General features: G+C 70.6%; 11 protein-coding genes. 1 reads left to right on the top strand and 10 read right to left on the bottom strand.

The window, feature by feature from the left end; translation table 11 throughout:
* Positions 1-122: 122 nt before the first annotated feature.
* From ACQBAS_RS00055 to gyrB, 3 genes are all read right to left on the bottom strand, one after another.
* A complete protein-coding gene (locus ACQBAS_RS00055) occupies positions 123-611 on the bottom strand; it encodes a DUF3566 domain-containing protein (RefSeq protein ID WP_427384268.1) in 489 nt (162 codons plus the stop codon).
* Complete coding sequence (gene gyrA, locus ACQBAS_RS00050) at positions 608-3,259, bottom strand: DNA gyrase subunit A (RefSeq protein WP_427384267.1); 2,652 nt, start codon at positions 3,257-3,259, stop codon at positions 608-610. Before gyrA ends, ACQBAS_RS00055 begins: the two co-directional genes overlap by 4 nt.
* 83 nt (positions 3,260-3,342) lie before the next feature.
* A complete protein-coding gene (gene gyrB, locus ACQBAS_RS00045) occupies positions 3,343-5,511 on the bottom strand; it encodes a DNA topoisomerase (ATP-hydrolyzing) subunit B (RefSeq protein ID WP_427385646.1) in 2,169 nt (722 codons plus the stop codon).
* A 276-nt stretch (positions 5,512-5,787) separates the two neighbouring features.
* On the opposite strand from gyrB, the gene ACQBAS_RS00040 reads away from it, so the two are divergent.
* Positions 5,788-6,525, top strand: coding sequence for a hypothetical protein (locus ACQBAS_RS00040; RefSeq protein WP_427384266.1), 738 nt, complete (start codon positions 5,788-5,790; stop codon positions 6,523-6,525).
* Between the two features lie 24 nt (positions 6,526-6,549).
* Here the strand turns inward: ACQBAS_RS00040 and ACQBAS_RS00035 are convergent, their stop codons facing one another.
* From ACQBAS_RS00035 to dnaA, 7 genes are all read right to left on the bottom strand, one after another.
* Positions 6,550-7,476 (bottom strand): hypothetical protein, encoded by a 927-nt coding sequence (locus tag ACQBAS_RS00035; RefSeq protein WP_427384265.1) that lies wholly within the window; start codon positions 7,474-7,476, stop codon positions 6,550-6,552.
* Between the two features lie 10 nt (positions 7,477-7,486).
* Complete coding sequence (locus ACQBAS_RS00030; RefSeq protein ID WP_427384264.1) at positions 7,487-8,548, bottom strand: hypothetical protein; 1,062 nt, start codon at positions 8,546-8,548, stop codon at positions 7,487-7,489.
* Positions 8,549-8,676: 128 nt separating this feature from the next.
* Positions 8,677-9,255 carry a DUF721 domain-containing protein gene (locus tag ACQBAS_RS00025; RefSeq protein ID WP_427384263.1) on the bottom strand — a complete coding sequence of 193 codons (579 nt, stop codon included), beginning with the start codon at positions 9,253-9,255 and terminating at the stop codon, positions 8,677-8,679.
* Positions 9,248-10,450 (bottom strand): DNA replication/repair protein RecF, encoded by a 1,203-nt coding sequence (gene recF / locus ACQBAS_RS00020; protein WP_427384262.1) that lies wholly within the window; start codon positions 10,448-10,450, stop codon positions 9,248-9,250. Before recF ends, ACQBAS_RS00025 begins: the two co-directional genes overlap by 8 nt.
* Positions 10,451-10,454: 4 nt before the next feature.
* Positions 10,455-11,633 carry a phosphogluconate dehydrogenase (NAD(+)-dependent, decarboxylating) gene (gnd, locus tag ACQBAS_RS00015; protein ID WP_427384260.1) on the bottom strand — a complete coding sequence of 393 codons (1,179 nt, stop codon included), beginning with the start codon at positions 11,631-11,633 and terminating at the stop codon, positions 10,455-10,457.
* A 63-nt stretch (positions 11,634-11,696) separates the two neighbouring features.
* Entirely contained in the window at positions 11,697-12,830 is a 1,134-nt protein-coding gene (gene dnaN / locus ACQBAS_RS00010; RefSeq protein WP_427384259.1) for a DNA polymerase III subunit beta, read from the bottom strand.
* A 682-nt stretch (positions 12,831-13,512) separates the two neighbouring features.
* Entirely contained in the window at positions 13,513-15,078 is a 1,566-nt protein-coding gene (dnaA, locus tag ACQBAS_RS00005) for a chromosomal replication initiator protein DnaA (protein WP_427384258.1), read from the bottom strand.

Below are 15,078 nucleotides of genomic sequence, written 5' to 3'. Positions count from 1 at the left end.
TGGACTGCCGGACCCGCATCGCGATCACGCGACGCCCGAGATTACCTCACCGGCCGCCCCGGCGCCAAAACGACGGCGGGCGAAGGGGACCGGTCCCCTTCGCCCGCCGTCAGCGGCCTCGCTCAGTCGTCGGTCAGCGTCAGCTGGATGCCGCCGACGAGGCTCGCGCACACGTTGTAGAGGAAGGCGCCGAGCGTCGCCAGCGCCGTCATGAGGATGACGTCGAGCACCGCGACGACGATCGACAGGGACAACACCCGGCCGAAGCCGAGGAAGTCCATGAGGTCGAAGGGGTTCTCCGCGTCGCCCATGACCTGGCCGATCATGCGGTTCATGTCCTCGAAGACGCCCATGCCGGACAGGATCATCCAGAGCACGGCCACCATGACGACCATCGCGATGCCGAGCGCCACCGACAGCAGGAAGCTGATCTTCATGGCCGACCACGGGTCGACCCGCGAGACCATCAACTTCACCCGGCGGGCGCTGGGCCGCGGCGCGGGGCGAGCCCCGGCGTTGACGGCCGAACGCTGCCCCGGAACGGCGTGCGTGGACGGGCCCGAGGAGCCGGCCGACCTCATGGCCGTGCCCGCGTCACCAGTCGTGCTCACTCCGTACCTCCGGCAGTCTCGTCCGCATCGTCGTCAGGCGCCCCAGCGGAGGCGTCCTCCTCAGACGGTACCGTCTCGGCCTCCGAACCCGACGTCGGCGCGTCGGTGACCGGCGCGTCCGCGGCGCCGTCACTCACGGTCGCCCCGTCCTCGCCGGCGACGGCCTCCGGGTCCTCGACGTCCTCCTCGACGGCACGCTCGGCGTTGCGCGCCACGGCCACGATCGAGTCGCCGTCACGCGGTGTCGCGAACTTCACGCCCTGGGTGTTGCGCCCCGTGCGCTTCACCTCGTCGACGCGCGACCGGACGATGTTGCCCTTCTCCATGACGACCATGACCTCGTCGTTCTCGTCGACGACGAGTGCCCCGACGAGGTTGCCGCCCTTGTCCGCGTTGGCGACGGTGACGCCGTAGATGCCGCGCCCCTTCGCCGTCCACTGCGACGCGAGCGTGCGCTTGGCGACACCGTTCTCGAAGACGACGAAGACGTCCGGGTCCGTCCCCTCCGGCAGGACGCACATCGCCAGCAGCGAGTCGTCCTGACGGAACTTCATGCCGGTGACGCCGCTCGTCGAGCGACCCATCGGGCGCAGCTGCTCGTCGGTGGCGTGGAAGCGCACCGACTGCCCCTTGCGGGAGACGAGCAGCAGGTCGTCCTGCGGGTTGACCAGCTTGGCGCCGACGAGCTCGTCGCCGTCGCGCAGGTTGATGGCGATGAGGCCGCCGCTGCGGGGAGAGTCGTACTCCGCCAGGCGCGACTTCTTCGCCAGGCCGTTGCGGGTGGCGAGCACCAGGTACGGCGCGGCCTCATAATCGCGCAGCGCAAGGACGGCCGCGATCTTCTCCTCCGGCTGGAAGGCGAGCAGGTTGGCCACGTGCTGACCCTTGCCGTCGCGCGCGCCCTCGGGCAGCTCGTACGCCTTCGCGCGGTAGACCCGCCCGAGGTTGGTGAAGAAGAGCAGCCAGTGGTGGCTCGTCGTCGTGAAGAAGTGGTCCACGACGTCCTCGCCGCGCAGGCGCGCACCGCGCTTGCCCATCGCGCCGCGACGGTTGACGGAGTACTCGTCGACACGGGTCCGCTTGGCGTAGCCACCCCGGGTGATCGTGACGACCACGTCCTCCTCGGGGATGAGGTCCTCCATCGACATGTCGCCGTCGAAGGGGACGATCGTCGTGCGCCGGTCGTCGCCGAAGCGCTCGACGATGTCGGCGAGCTCCTCGGAGATGATCGTGCGCTGACGCTCCGGCTTGGCGAGGATGTCCTCGTAGTCGGCGATCATCGCGGCGAGGCGGTCGTGCTCGTCGATGATCTTCTGGCGCTCCAGGGCGGCCAGGCGGCGCAGCTGCATGTTGAGGATGGCCATCGCCTGGACCTCGTCGATGTCCAGCAGGTCGATCAGGCCGGCCTTCGCCTCGTCGACGGTCGGGCTGCGCCGGATGAGCGCGATGACCTCGTCGAGCGCGTCGAGCGCCTTGAGCAGACCGCGCAGGATGTGGATGTCCGCCTCGGCCTTCTTGAGGCGGAAGGTCGTGCGACGCACGATGACGTCGACCTGGTGCTCCACCCAGTGGCGGATGAAGGCGGACACCGGCAGCGTGCGCGGCACGCCGTCGACGAGCGCGAGCATGTTGGCGCCGAAGCTCGTCTGCAGCTGGGTGTGCTTGTAGAGGTTGTTGAGCACGACCTTCGCGATGGCGTCCCGCTTGAGGACGATGACGAGGCGCTGGCCGGTGCGACCGGAGGTCTCGTCACGCAGGTCGGCGATGCCCTGGAGGCGGCCCTCCTTCGTCAGCTCGGCGATCTTCTGGGCGAGGGTGTCCGGGTTGACCTGGTAGGGCAGCTCGGTGGCGACGAGGCAGGTGCGTCCCTGGATCTCCTCGACCTCGACGACGGCACGCATGATGATCGAGCCGCGGCCGGTCTTGTAGGCCTCCTCGATCCCCTTCCGCCCCATGATCAGGGCGCCGGTGGGGAAGTCGGGGCCGGTGATCCGCTGCGTCACGGCCTCGAAGGTCTCCTCACGGGTCGCCTCCGGGTTGGCGAGCAGCCACTGCGCGGCGGACGCGACCTCACGCAGGTTGTGCGGCGGGATCTGCGTGGCCATGCCGACGGCGATGCCGGCGCTGCCGTTGACGAGCAGATTGGGGAAGCGCGCGGGCAGGACCTCGGGCTCGCGGGTCTTGCCGTCGTAGTTGTCCTTGAAGTCGACCGTGTCCTGGTCGATGTCGCGGACCATCTCCATGGCCAGCGGCGCCATCTTGCACTCGGTGTATCGCGGGGCGGCGGCGCCGTCGTTGCCGGGGGAGCCGAAGTTGCCCTGGCCATCGACGAGCGGGTAGCGCAGCGACCAGTCCTGCACGAGGCGGACGAGGGCGTCGTAGATCGAGGAGTCACCGTGCGGGTGGTACTGACCCATGACCTCTCCGACGACGCGCGAGCACTTGTTGAAGCCGCGGTCGGGCCGGTAGCCGCCGTCGTACATCGCGTAGACGACGCGGCGGTGCACCGGCTTGAGGCCGTCACGCACGTCGGGCAGCGCGCGGCTGACGATGACGCTCATCGCGTACTCGATGTAGCTGCGCTGCATCTCCGTGTTGAGGTCCACCGGCTCGGTCCGGTCGAACTCCGGGGGGATTTGGTCAGTCATGAGGGTCCTTGTCGTTCAGGAAGTCGGCATCGGACTCGGCGCGCGGCGCCGGCCCGGCTCAGGCGAAGGGGGAGCGGGCGCGATCAGATGTCGAGGAAGCGGACGTCGCGCGCGTTGCGCTGGATGAAGCCGCGTCGGCTCTCGACGTCCTCGCCCATGAGCACGGCGAAGATCTCGTCGGCCGCGGCCGCGTCGTCGAGCGTCACCTGGAGCAGGACGCGGTGGTCGGGATCCATCGTCGTCTCCCACAGCTCCTGGTAGTTCATCTCGCCCAGACCCTTGTAGCGCTGGATCGCGTTGTCCTTCGGCAGGCGCCACCCCTTGCTCTGACCGGCGGCGATCATGGAGTCGCGCTCGCGGTCGGAGTAGGAGAACTCGTGGTCGTGGTTGCTCCACTTGAGGCGGTAGAGCGGCGGCTGCGCGAGGTAGACGTAGCCGGCCTCGATGAGCGGACGCATGAAGCGGAAGAGCAGCGTCAGCAGCAGCGTGCGGATGTGCATGCCGTCGACGTCGGCATCGGCCATGAGCACGATCTTGTGATAGCGCGCCTTGTCGAGGTTGAAGTCCTCACCGATGCCCGTGCCGAAGCCGGAGATGAGCGCCTGGACCTCGTTGTTGGCCAGCACCTTGTCGATGCGCGCCTTCTCGACGTTGAGGATCTTGCCGCGGATCGGGAGGATCGCCTGCGTCTCCGGATTGCGCCCGCGCACGGCCGAGCCGCCTGCGGAGTCACCCTCGACGATGAAGACCTCGGAGATCGTCGGGTCCTTGCTCTGGCAGTCCTTGAGCTTGCCCGGCAGGCCGCCGGACTCGAGCAGGCCCTTGCGTCGGGTCGCCTCGCGCGCCTTGCGCGCGGCCATCCGCGCGGCCGCGGCCTGGACCGCCTTCCGCACGATCTCCTTGCCCTCGGTCGGGTGCGCCCCCAGCCAGTGGCCGAACTCGTCCGTCATGGCGCGCTGGACGAAGCCCTTGACCTCGGAGTTGCCGAGCTTCGTCTTCGTCTGGCCCTCGAACTGCGGCTCGCCGAGCTTGACGGAGATGACGGCCGTCAGGCCCTCGCGGACGTCGTCACCGGTGAGGTTCTCGTCCTTCTCCTTGAGCAGGTTCTGCTTGCGCGCGAAGTCGTTGATGAGCTTCGTCATCGCCGCACGGAAGCCCTCCTCGTGCGTGCCGCCTTCGTGCGTGTTGATCGTGTTGGCGTAGGTGTGGACCGACTCGCTGAAGGAGGTCGTCCACTGCATCGCGATCTCGAGGGAGAGCTCGCGCTCCGGGTCCTCGGACTGGATGTCGATGATCTCGGCGTGCACCGGCTCGCTGCGCTTGGACCCGACGAGGTGATTGACGTAGTCGACCAGGCCGTTGTCGTAGCGGTAGCTCACCTTGCGCTTGCGGCTCTTGGCCGGCGGAAGGTCGGCCGGCCGCGCCTCGTCGTCGCCGTCCTCCTGGACGTCGATGACCTCGCCCGTGGCGGCGTCCTCGTCGACCTCGTCCTCGTGGAGGTGGTCGAGGTCCTCCTCGTCGGCGCCCGTGGGCTGCGCGATGCGCTCGTCGACGAGGTTGATCGTCAGGCCCTTGTTGAGGAAGGCCATCTGCTGGAAGCGGGCGCGGATCGTCTCGAAGTCGTAGGTCGTCGACTCGAAGATCGCCGGGTCGGCCCAGAAGGTGATCGTCGTGCCGGTGCGGTCCGACTCCTCCTCGCGGCGCAGCTCGCCGACCGGGACGCCGTAGTCGAAGCGCAGCCGGTGGGCGTAGCCCTTCTGGTGGACCTCGGCGTCGAGCCGGGTGGAGAGCGCGTTGACGACGGACGAGCCGACGCCGTGCAGACCACCGGAGACCTTGTAGCCGCCACCGCCGAACTTGCCACCGGCGTGGAGCTGGGTCAGGACGAGCTCGAGGGCGGAGCGGCCCTCCTGCGGGTGGATGTCCGTGGGGATGCCGCGGCCGTTGTCGGCGACGCGCACGCCACCGTCGGCGAGCAGGGTGACGTCGATGGTGTCGGCGTGACCGGCGAGCGCCTCGTCCACCGAGTTGTCGACGATCTCCCAGACGAGGTGGTGCAGACCGCGCTCGCCGGTGGAGCCGATGTACATGCCGGGGCGCTTGCGGACGGCCTCGAGACCCTCGAGGACGGTGATGGCGCTGGCGTCGTAGTCGGCCGTCACCCCGGCGCTCGCGAGCTTCTTCGCCGCGACGGCCTCGGCCGCCTCCCTGGCCGCCTCCGCCTCTGCTGCGGTGAGGTTCTCCTCGGGCATGCTGGTGTCGTCGGCCACTGTGCTCCTCGTGTCTGGTTCGGACGGGTTCACCCCGTCACCACTCGCAGTCGGCGCCTCGGAAGGCTGGTGGCCCTCGGGCGCCGAATCTGCGTCTGAGTTTACCCTCTCGAGGCCCGCGTGGCCGTCCAGGAGGGCCGAGAAGGGCGATTTCTGCCGCGAACGGACCTGTTTTCTACTCCCCACACACGTCCGGGGGGTCCGGAGGCCCCTCAGGGCCTTTTCCGGGGCCTCATTCAGCGACCGTAGGCTCGGGGCATGACTTCACCTCGCCGTCGTCACCGCCAGGCCGCCCTCGTGGCGCTGACCGCCGCCCTGGGCCTGTCGGCCTGCGCCGGGTCGGACGGGGGCGAGGGCGCCTCGTCATCCTCGTCGTCCGCTTCGTCGTCCGCTTCGTCATCGTCGACTTCTGCACCGTCATCCGCATCGTCGTCGGCGTCGTCGTCAGCGTCGTCGGCGCTCCCCGCCGGCACGGGGACACTGCCCGACGGGGCCCGCTGGGTCGAGGCGCCCAAGAGCCGCGTCCGGTTCGGCGTCCCGGAGGACTTCTCCGACTACGACCCGGCGAACCTCGCCCAGGGTGACGACATCCCGCCGCAGATCACCGCGCTCGCCAAGAGTGCCGGGATGAGCGCCGAGCAACTCATCGCTCAGTTGCGCACGGCCGTCGACGTCATGGTCGTCGCCCCGGGTGACATCTCCGCCGGCGTGGCCAACCTCAGCGTCATCACCGTCCCGGGCCAGCCGCTGCCGAGCGCGGGCGAGCTCGAGATCCAGCTCGAGGCCGGTGCGGTGCGCATCGACTCGCGCCGTCGGATCACGACGAAGGCGGGCAACGGCTACCTCTTCTCCGGCGAGTCCTCGGGGCAGGCCGGTCGATACATCTCGATCAAGGGCCCGTCCGGCTTCGTGCAGATCAGCATGAACGCCCCCGAGGACGCCGACGTCGACGCCCTTGCCACGGGCGTCGTCGAGTCGCTGAGCAAGGCCAGCTGACCGCGTCCCGTCAGCCGTTGCTGCTCAGCAGCGGCCGCCCGGCAGGTCGCGGCGGTGCTCCGTCAGCACGGATGTGAGGTCGTCGACGACGGCGACGCCCTCGTCGAGACCGCCCGTCGTCAGCCGGACCTGCAGGGTCACGGCGACCGAACCGCCGCCGGGCGTCGGTAGGATCCCCAACTGGCGGACCACGTAGCCGTCGTCGGTCGCGCCCCATCCGCCCTTGAGGCGAGCCCGCGGCACGGCGCCGAGGCCCCAGCGCTGGGACGCGACGACCTGTCCGAGGAGGCGACGGACCGGGGCCGCGTCGTCCGCACACGCGAGTCCGGCCGTGAACCGCGCCTGATCGTCCAGGCGCCACGGTGTCTGACCGAAGGCGGACCACCCGGGTCGCACGATGGTGGACCGGGTGCGGGTGCGCCGGTCACCCGCGGAGCGCAGGGCGCGGTCCGTCGCGGCGGCCGCCTCGCCCGGGGTGCCGAGGGAGTCCCACAGTCGCCCCGCGGCGCCGTTGTCCGACCGGGTCAGCGCGGCCTCGAGGTCGGCCCGGTGCGTCGTGGCCCCGCCGTGCTCGACGACCGCCTGGGCGAGCGGGACCTTCGCGGTCGACCAGGCGATGAGCTCCTCGGCGTCGCCGATCACGGCCGGCGACACGTCGGCTCCCACCGGCGCGATCGCGACGGCCGGGCGCGCGGCCGCGTGCCGCTCGAGCACGATCTCGAGGTCGGCGACGAGCGCGGGGGAGAGGCGCAGCCGCGAGCGCGTCCCGGACGCGGCGTCCCCGGTGCTCGGCCTCGTCTCCGAGGCCGTCGTCGCGGACTCCGTCGACGCCGGCGGGGACCCGGCGTCAGGGGGCGTGGACGGCCCCGAGCACGCCGACGCGGACATCGCGACCGCGAGCAGGACCGCCGCCGTGGTCGCGCCCTTGCTGATCCGCCGCGCGAGGCTCACCGTCGCGTCGTCAGTAGATGAGGACGACGGCGTCGTTGCCGCCGGTGCACGTCGTGACGTCGTCACCGGAGCAGCTCATCGTGTAGGTCTTGCCCGTCACCGGGCTCTGCGCCCGGACGCTCACCTGGCCACCCGTCTTCGCGGCGTCCGAGTCGGCGTAGGCATCCCGCACCCGCAGGGCGAAATCGCACGTCGTCATCCCGTTGCCGACGGCCACCTTCAGGCCCTTGCGCTTGCTCGCCCCACAGGTCTCGGCGCCGGCCGGGACCGTGCCGGAGCGGTCGGCGGTCTTCCCCGTGGACGACGACGCGTCGTCCTTCGGCTCCGTGGAGGTCGGGGACTGCTCGGTGGGGGACTCCTGGGTGTCGTCCTCGGTCGGCAGGTCCGATCCGGGCGTCGAGGGCGTCGTGGCCGCAGGGGTGCTCGCCACGTCCCGGTCGGCTTCCCGGTTGACGAACCACAGCGACGAGGCCGCGACGAGGGCGCCGGCGAGGAGGACGACGGCCGCCATGATGACCGCGGAGCCGGGTCCGCCGCGGCGCGACGCGAGCGGTCGCGGGCCGCGACCGGCCGGGGGCTGGCCCGCCCCCACCGCGGCCGGGCTGGCGGGAGCCCAGCCGGAGGGCGGCGTCGCCTCGGTCGAGGCGGCTGCGGCGGCCTGGTGCGCGTAGGGGTTGACGCCGTAGCGGAGCGCGTCGATGTCGGGGCGCGGCCCGTCGCCGGAACCACCGAAGGGGTCCGCGTCCGCTGCCGACCTCGTAGGCGCCGCCGCGGACACGGCAGCGGGCGCGGCCGGAGGCACGACGGGGTGCTCCTTGGTGTCCGCCTCGCCACGCGTCACGGGCAGCTCGGTCGTCTCGTCGGCGCTGCTGTCGTCGGTCCTGACGTCATCCCCGGTCGCGTCATCCGCGGCCGTGCCCGGTGCGGGGGCACCGGTCGGCGGGACGTACCCCTGCTGGAAGGGGAAGTACGGGGCCGGTGCGGGAGCGCTCGCCTCGTCGAACAGGTCGTCGAAGGCCTCGACCCCGTCGGCGTCATGCCCGGGTCGCTGGGGCTCGTTCGGCTGGCTCATGGTCCGGATCTCCTCAGGTCAACAGGTCGCGGCCGGACGCTCGGGCGACCAGCCACGACCACCCAGCGTGCCACCGTCCGCCGGTCGGCGGAAATTGGCGGCCGGCGCCCCGGGGCGAATCGGGCGGCTCAGCCGTAGGTGTCGCGCGGCCCCGGACCGTCGCTGCGCCGCAGCCCGCGCGACCACGACGGCGCGCTCGGCCCGTGCACGCGCAGCTCGGTCACGGCGCCCTCGCCGATCTCGCCGGCGACCCGTCCGAGGATCGTGCTCGACAGCAGGCGGATCTGCGTGGCCCACGCGCTGGAGTCCGCACGGACCGTGAGGATGCCCGCCTCGAAGGTGACCGGCACGCAGTGCGCGGCCACGTCCGGGCCGACGATCTCGGGCCAGCGCCCCATGACCGATCCGACGGCGACGTCGACCCGCCACCCCCGGTCGGCCACCATGCGGTCGATGGTGTCGCCGAGCAGGCCCGGGTCCCGCCCGAAGGCCCGTGGGTCCCGCGGCGCCACCCCCGGTCGGCGTCGCGGCTTCGGCTTCAGACCGGGCCGCAGCCCCTTCGCCTTGGCGCTCGCCCGCGCCCGACTCAGGGCCGACGCCGCCGCGTCCTCCACGCTGCCGAGGGAATCCGGCTCGCCGGAGAGCGCGTCGTCCGCCGCGCCGTGAGGGTTCTCGTCGGCGGTCCCGCCGATGTTCTCGTCAGTCACGGGCACTCACCTGACCCGACGTCACGTCGAAGGTCGCCCCGCTCAGGGCCTCCGGCACGTCCTCGTCCACGGCGGCCGTGATGAGGACCTGCTCGCAGTCGACGATCATCGCCGCCAGGCGCTCGCGCCGGCCGGCATCGAGTTCGGCGAAGACGTCGTCGAGAATGAGGACCGGGTCCTCGCCGAGGTCGCGGCGGAGCAGGTGATAGGCGCCGAGCCGTAGGCCAAGGGCGAAGGACCACGACTCCCCGTGGCTGGCATACCCCTTCGCCGGCAGTGGCCCGAGGGTGAGGACGAGGTCGTCGCGATGGGGGCCGACGAGGGTCACGCCCCGCTCGATCTCGTTGTCGCGCACCTGCGCCAAGGAGTCGATCACCGCCTGACGGAGCTCCTCGACCTCGGGCACCTCACCCTCGGCGATGGCGGCCGCGACGGACTCGTGCAACGACGAGCGATACGTCGCCTTCGCCTCCTGGCTGGCGGCGCTGACGTCCGCGTAGGCCTGGGCGAGCAACGGCGCGAGGTCACGCAGGAGCCGCAACCGCGCATAGAGCAACTGGGCACCGACCTCGGCCAGGTGGCTGTCCCACACCTCGAGCGTGCTGAGCGCCGAGGCCCGCGCCGACTCGACGTCCTCGCCGGGAGCGAGCACGGGACGACGCCCACCGCGGCCGCGACGCAGCGTCGGCGCGGCCGACTTCAGCAGGGCGTTGCGCTGCTTGAGGATCTTGTCGTAGTCGGCGCGCACCCCCGCCCACCGCGGCTGACGCTGGACGAGCAGGTCGTCGAGGAAGCTGCGCCGCTCCGAGGGGTCCCCCTTGACGAGGGCCAGGTCCTCCGGGGCGAAGAGGACCGTGCGCAGCGTCCCGAGCACGTCACGCGGGCGCGTCAGCGGGGACCGGTTGAGCCGAGCCCGGTTCGCCCGGCCGGGGGTGATCTCGAGCTCGACGAGAGTCTCCCGCTCGTCGCGGACGACGGCAGCGCGCACGATCGCCTGCTCGGCGCCGAAACGCACGAGGGGCTGGTCCGTCGCGACCCGGTGACTGCTCAGGGTCGCGACGTAACCGATGGCCTCGACGAGATTGGTCTTGCCCTGGCCGTTGAGTCCGACGAGCGTCGTGACGCCCTTCGTCAACGGCAGGTCGGCCCCCGAGTAGCTGCGGAAGTCCGCAACCGTCAGGTGCCGGACATGCACGGGATCAGGACCCGGCGGACTTCGTGGCCGTGACCTTCTTCGCGGGAGCCTTCTTGGCGGCGGACGTCGTGGCCGCCTGCTTCGCGGTCCCGGAGCCCGAGGACGGGCCGGCACCGGCGGCCCCGGACTTCTTCGCCGTCGCCCCACTGCCCGACGAGGGTCCGGCCGCCGCGGCGGCACGGCCCTTGGCAGCCGCCTTCGTCGCGCTCGTCGTCGGCTTCTCCTTGGTGGCAGCCTTCTTCGCCACCTTCTTGGCGGTCTTCGGGCCCTTGGTCGCCTCGGCGCGCAGCTCCTCGCCCTCGGCGATCGTCATGACCTGGTGTCCACCGAACTGGCCACGCAGCGCCGCGACGGCCTGCATCGTCGGGGACGACTCCTGCCGGGACGCGAAGCGCGCGAAGAGGGAGGCCGAGATGACCGGCATCGGCACCGAGTTCGCGATGGCCTCCTCAACCGTCCAACGACCCTCGCCGGAGTCGGCGGTGTAGTCGCTGACGTCCTCGAGCGTCGGGTTGTCCTCGAGCGCCTTGACCATGAGGTCGAGCAGCCAGGAGCGGACGACGGTGCCGCGGCTCCACGCCTTGAAGGCGCCCGGGACGTCCTTGACGATGTCCTTCTTCTCGAGGAGCTCGTAGCCCTCGGCGTAGGCGTGCATCAGGCCGTACTCGATGCCGTTGTGGACCATCTTCACGTAGTGGCCCGCGCCGACCTCGCCGGCGTGGACGAAGCCCTCGTCGCGCGGACCCTCGGGGCGCAGCGCGTCGAAGATCGGCATCGCGCGCTTCACGTTCGTCGCCGTGCCGCCGACCATGAGGCCGTAGCCGTTCTCGAGACCCCAGATGCCGCCGGAGACGCCGCAGTCGAGGTAGCCGATGCCGTCCTCCTTGAGGAGCGCGGCGTTGTCGATGTCGTCGGTGAAGCGGCTGTTGCCGCCGTCGATGACGAGGTCGCCCTTCTCGAGCAGGCCGGCGAGCTCGCGGACCGTGGCCCGGGTGGGTTCACCCGCGGGGACCATGACCCACACCGTGCGCGGCGCCTCGAGCGAGTCGACGAGCGCCTTGAGGCTGGGCACGTCGGAGACCTCGGGGTTGCGGTCGTATCCCACGACCTCGTGGCCCGCGCGGCGGATCCGCTCGCGCATGTTGCCGCCCATCTTGCCGAGGCCGATCAGACCGAGCTGCATGTCAACGTCTCCTTGGTGGGGGGAGCAGGTGCTTGGGGTGGAAGGGGGGGTGGCCCGCCGGGGTCAGGACGCCAGGCGAACGGGCTGGAGCACGTAGCGGTAGCTCGTGTCGACGTCCGCCTCGAGGGACTCCTGGCCCGTGAGCATCGCCGGCTTCTGCGGAGCAGTGAGGGCGAACCGCACGTAGTCCTTGCCGACCGCGCCGAGGCCGTCGAGCAGGTAGCCGGGGTTGAAGGCGATCTCGACGTCGGGGCCCTGGACGTGCGCCTCGACCGCCTCGGAGGCCTGCGCGTCCTCGCCGGTGCCGGCCTCGATGGCGACGGAGCCGTCGGTGAACCGCAGTCGCACGGGGGTGTTGCGCTCGGCGACGAGGGCCACGCGCTTGACGGCCTCGATGAGGTCGGCCGTGGCGATGACGGCCTCGATCTCGGAGCTGGAGGGGAAGATCTTGGCGACCTTCGGGTACTCGCCGTCGAGCAGGCGGGACGTCGTGCGGCGCCGACCGGCTTCGAAGCCGACCAGTCCGTCGCCACCGGCCTCGTCGCCGAAGGCGACGTCGATCGAGCCCGCAGCACCGAGGGCGCGGGCGGTCTCGGACAGCGTGCGGGCCGGGACCAGCGCGACGTGCGCGGAGTCCGGCGTGCCGGGGTTCCAGGTGAGCTCGCGCATGGCGAGGCGGTAGCGGTCCGTCGCCAGGAGGGTCATCTTCTCGCCGTCGACCTCGACGCGGACGCCGGTGAGGATCGGGAGGGTGTCACCGCGGTCGGCCGCGACGGCGACCTGGGCGACCGCCTGGGTGAAGGTCGAGCCGTCGATCGAGCCCGTGGGGTTCGGCGAGGTCGGCAGGGTCGGGTAGTCGCCGGCCGGCATCTGCAGGAGGGCGAACCGCGAGGAGCCGCAGACGACCTGGACCTTGTTGCCGTCGGCAACGATCTCGACCGGCTTGGCCGGGAGGTTGCGCGAGATGTCAGCGAGCAGACGACCGAGGACGAGGACGGTGCCGGCCTCGGTGACGTCGGCCGGGACGGTGATCCGGGCGGAGACCTCGTAGTCGAAGGCGGAGAGCGTGAGCTCACCCTCGGCGGTGGCCTCGAGCAGCACACCGGCAAGGACGGGGACGGGAGGACGGGAGGGCAGACCGCGCGCGACCCAGGTGACTGCTTCGGCGAGGACGTCGCGCTCGACGCGGAACTTCACTTTTCGAACCTGGCCTTTCAACGCGTACCTGACGCGGACGTCGTGTGCAGAAGTGCTGCGAACCACACAAGGGTGGGAATCAGACCCTAGCCCCCCGCGGGCCACCACGGAAACGGTAGTCCCTTGGCATTCGATGGGCTGGTGGGGTGCGTGGTTGTGCACTGGTACTCGGGGCGGGACGACAGAGATTGATGGGTCTCGTCGTTGTCATAGGGCCTGTGGACTCGGTGGACAACCGTCGTCCGTGCAGGTCAGCCCGTGAATGACCCTGTGGGTGGACGGTGGACGACGCCGTGGACGGCGACAGCGGGGGTGTGGACGGAGCGAGATCGTCCACAGGCGAATCACACGACCGTGTCCGGTTGTGCACGTGCTGCGGGGCCTCATGCACCGCTCGCCCCCATGTTGTCCACAGGGGTGTGTGGCGACCTTCGGTGGTGCTCGTGTTGCACATGTCGGGTTGTGTGCAGATCGTCGGCCGTGACGGGGTCTCCACAGACTTGTCCACAGGTGTGGACGAGAAAGGAGGCCCGCTGCCCCGGGGGCACGGGCCTGACGTGCGACGTTGTCGCGGCGATGTCATTCCGTGCTTACGCACAGCTGTGGACAACGCGTGTGGAGACCGGTGGACGGCATGTGGACGAGACACCACCGAGGAACCGGCAACGGCGGGTGCCGGGTGCTACTGCGTCTGCTGCTTGATCCGGTTGGTCAGCTCGGTGACCTGGTTGTAGATCGCCCGGCGCTCGCTCATGAGGCCGCGGATCTTGCGATCGGCGTGCATGACGGTCGTGTGGTCACGTCCGCCGAACTGCTGCCCGATCTTGGGAAGCGAGAGGTCAGTCAGCTCGCGACACAGGTACATCGCGATCTGCCGGGCCGTGACGAGGACACGGGAGCGGGAGGCGCCCTGGAGGTCCTCGATGGACAGGCCGAAGTACGCCGCCGTCTGCGCCATGATCGTCGCCGACGTGATCTGGCTACCGGCGTCGTTGGGGATGAGGTCCTTGAGGACGATCTCGGCCAGGCCCAGGTCGACGGGCTGGCGGTTGAGGCTGGCGAAGGCGGTGACGCGGATGAGCGCGCCCTCGAGCTCGCGGATGTTCGTCGAGATCCGGCTGGCGATGAACTCGAGCACCTCACCGGGCACGCTGAGCTTCTCCTGGATCGCCTTCTTGCGGAGGATCGCGATGCGCGTCTCGAGGTCGGGCGGCTGGACGTCCGTGAGCAGGCCCCACTCGAAGCGGCTGCGCATGCGCTCCTCGAAGCCGGAGAGCAACTTGGGCGGGACGTCGCTCGTGATGACGACCTGCTTGTTGGCGTTGTGCAGCGTGTTGAAGGTGTGGAAGAACTCCTCCTGCGTCTGCACCTTCCCCTGCAGGAACTGGATGTCATCGATGAGCAGGACGTCGACGCTGCGGTAGCGGGCCTGGAAGTTGGCGGCCTTGTCGTCGCGGATCGAGTCGTCGCGGATGCTGTTGATGAAGTCGTTGGTGAACTCCTCGGAGTTCACGTAGCGCACCTTCACGTGCGGGTAGAGGTGCCGCGCGTAGTGGCCGATCGCGTGCAGCAGGTGCGTCTTGCCCAGTCCCGACTCGCCATAGATGAAGAGCGGGTTGTAGGCCTTGGCCGGTGCCTCGGCGACCGCGACCGCAGCCGCGTGGGCGAAGCGGTTGCTCGCACCGATGACGAAGGTGTCGAAGGTGTACTTCGGGTTGAGCCGGGTCAGCTCGACCTGCTCGGGCACGGCGCCCTGACGCCGGCCGGCGGCCGGACCGACGCGAAGGGGGCCGGCCTCGGTCGTGTCGTCGACCAGCCCGTCGTCCTGCTGACCGTCCATGGGGAGCGTCGACGGGAGGGCGCGGCGCTCGAGTGACGGCAGCGGCGGTGTGTCGGTGCGCGACTGAGGGTGCGGCTGAGCGGAGGACTCGGTGTAGGACTCGGCGTTGGAGTGCGAGTGGGACGCGGGGTCGACGGTCAGGTCGTCCTCGTCCTCACTCAGCGACGGGTCGACCGTGACAGCCAGTCGCACGTCGCGGCCGAGCTGCGAGGTGAGGGCCTCGGTGACGTGGATCCGCAGGCGCTGCTCGACGAACTGCTTGGAGAAGTCGTTCGGAACGGCGATGAGGGCGGTGTCGTCGAGGAGGCCGACGAGCTTGGCCAAGGAGAGGAAGGCGCGCTGCTGGATGGGGACGCCGTCGGCGTTGAGGGTGTCGAGGGTGTTCCGCCACACCTGGCCGAAATCCAC

The organism is Janibacter zhaoxuefangae, assembly GCF_050271985.1.
GTDB lineage: Bacteria > Actinomycetota > Actinomycetes > Actinomycetales > Dermatophilaceae.
Note: the sequence above shows the minus strand (reverse complement) of the source record. Positions and strands in the feature narration are given on the sequence as shown.

What these genes read in the sequence shown, in the direction of transcription:
- gyrA (WP_427384267.1), bottom strand. Translation starts at nt 3,259, where the DNA reads ATGACTGACCAAATCCCCCCGGAGTTCGACCGGACCGAGCCGGTGGAC.
- gyrB (WP_427385646.1), bottom strand. Translation starts at nt 5,511, where the DNA reads ATGCCCGAGGAGAACCTCACCGCAGCAGAGGCGGAGGCGGCCAGGGAG.
- ACQBAS_RS00040 (WP_427384266.1), top strand. Translation starts at nt 5,788, where the DNA reads ATGACTTCACCTCGCCGTCGTCACCGCCAGGCCGCCCTCGTGGCGCTG.
- ACQBAS_RS00030 (WP_427384264.1), bottom strand. Translation starts at nt 8,548, where the DNA reads ATGAGCCAGCCGAACGAGCCCCAGCGACCCGGGCATGACGCCGACGGG.
- gnd (WP_427384260.1), bottom strand. Translation starts at nt 11,633, where the DNA reads ATGCAGCTCGGTCTGATCGGCCTCGGCAAGATGGGCGGCAACATGCGC.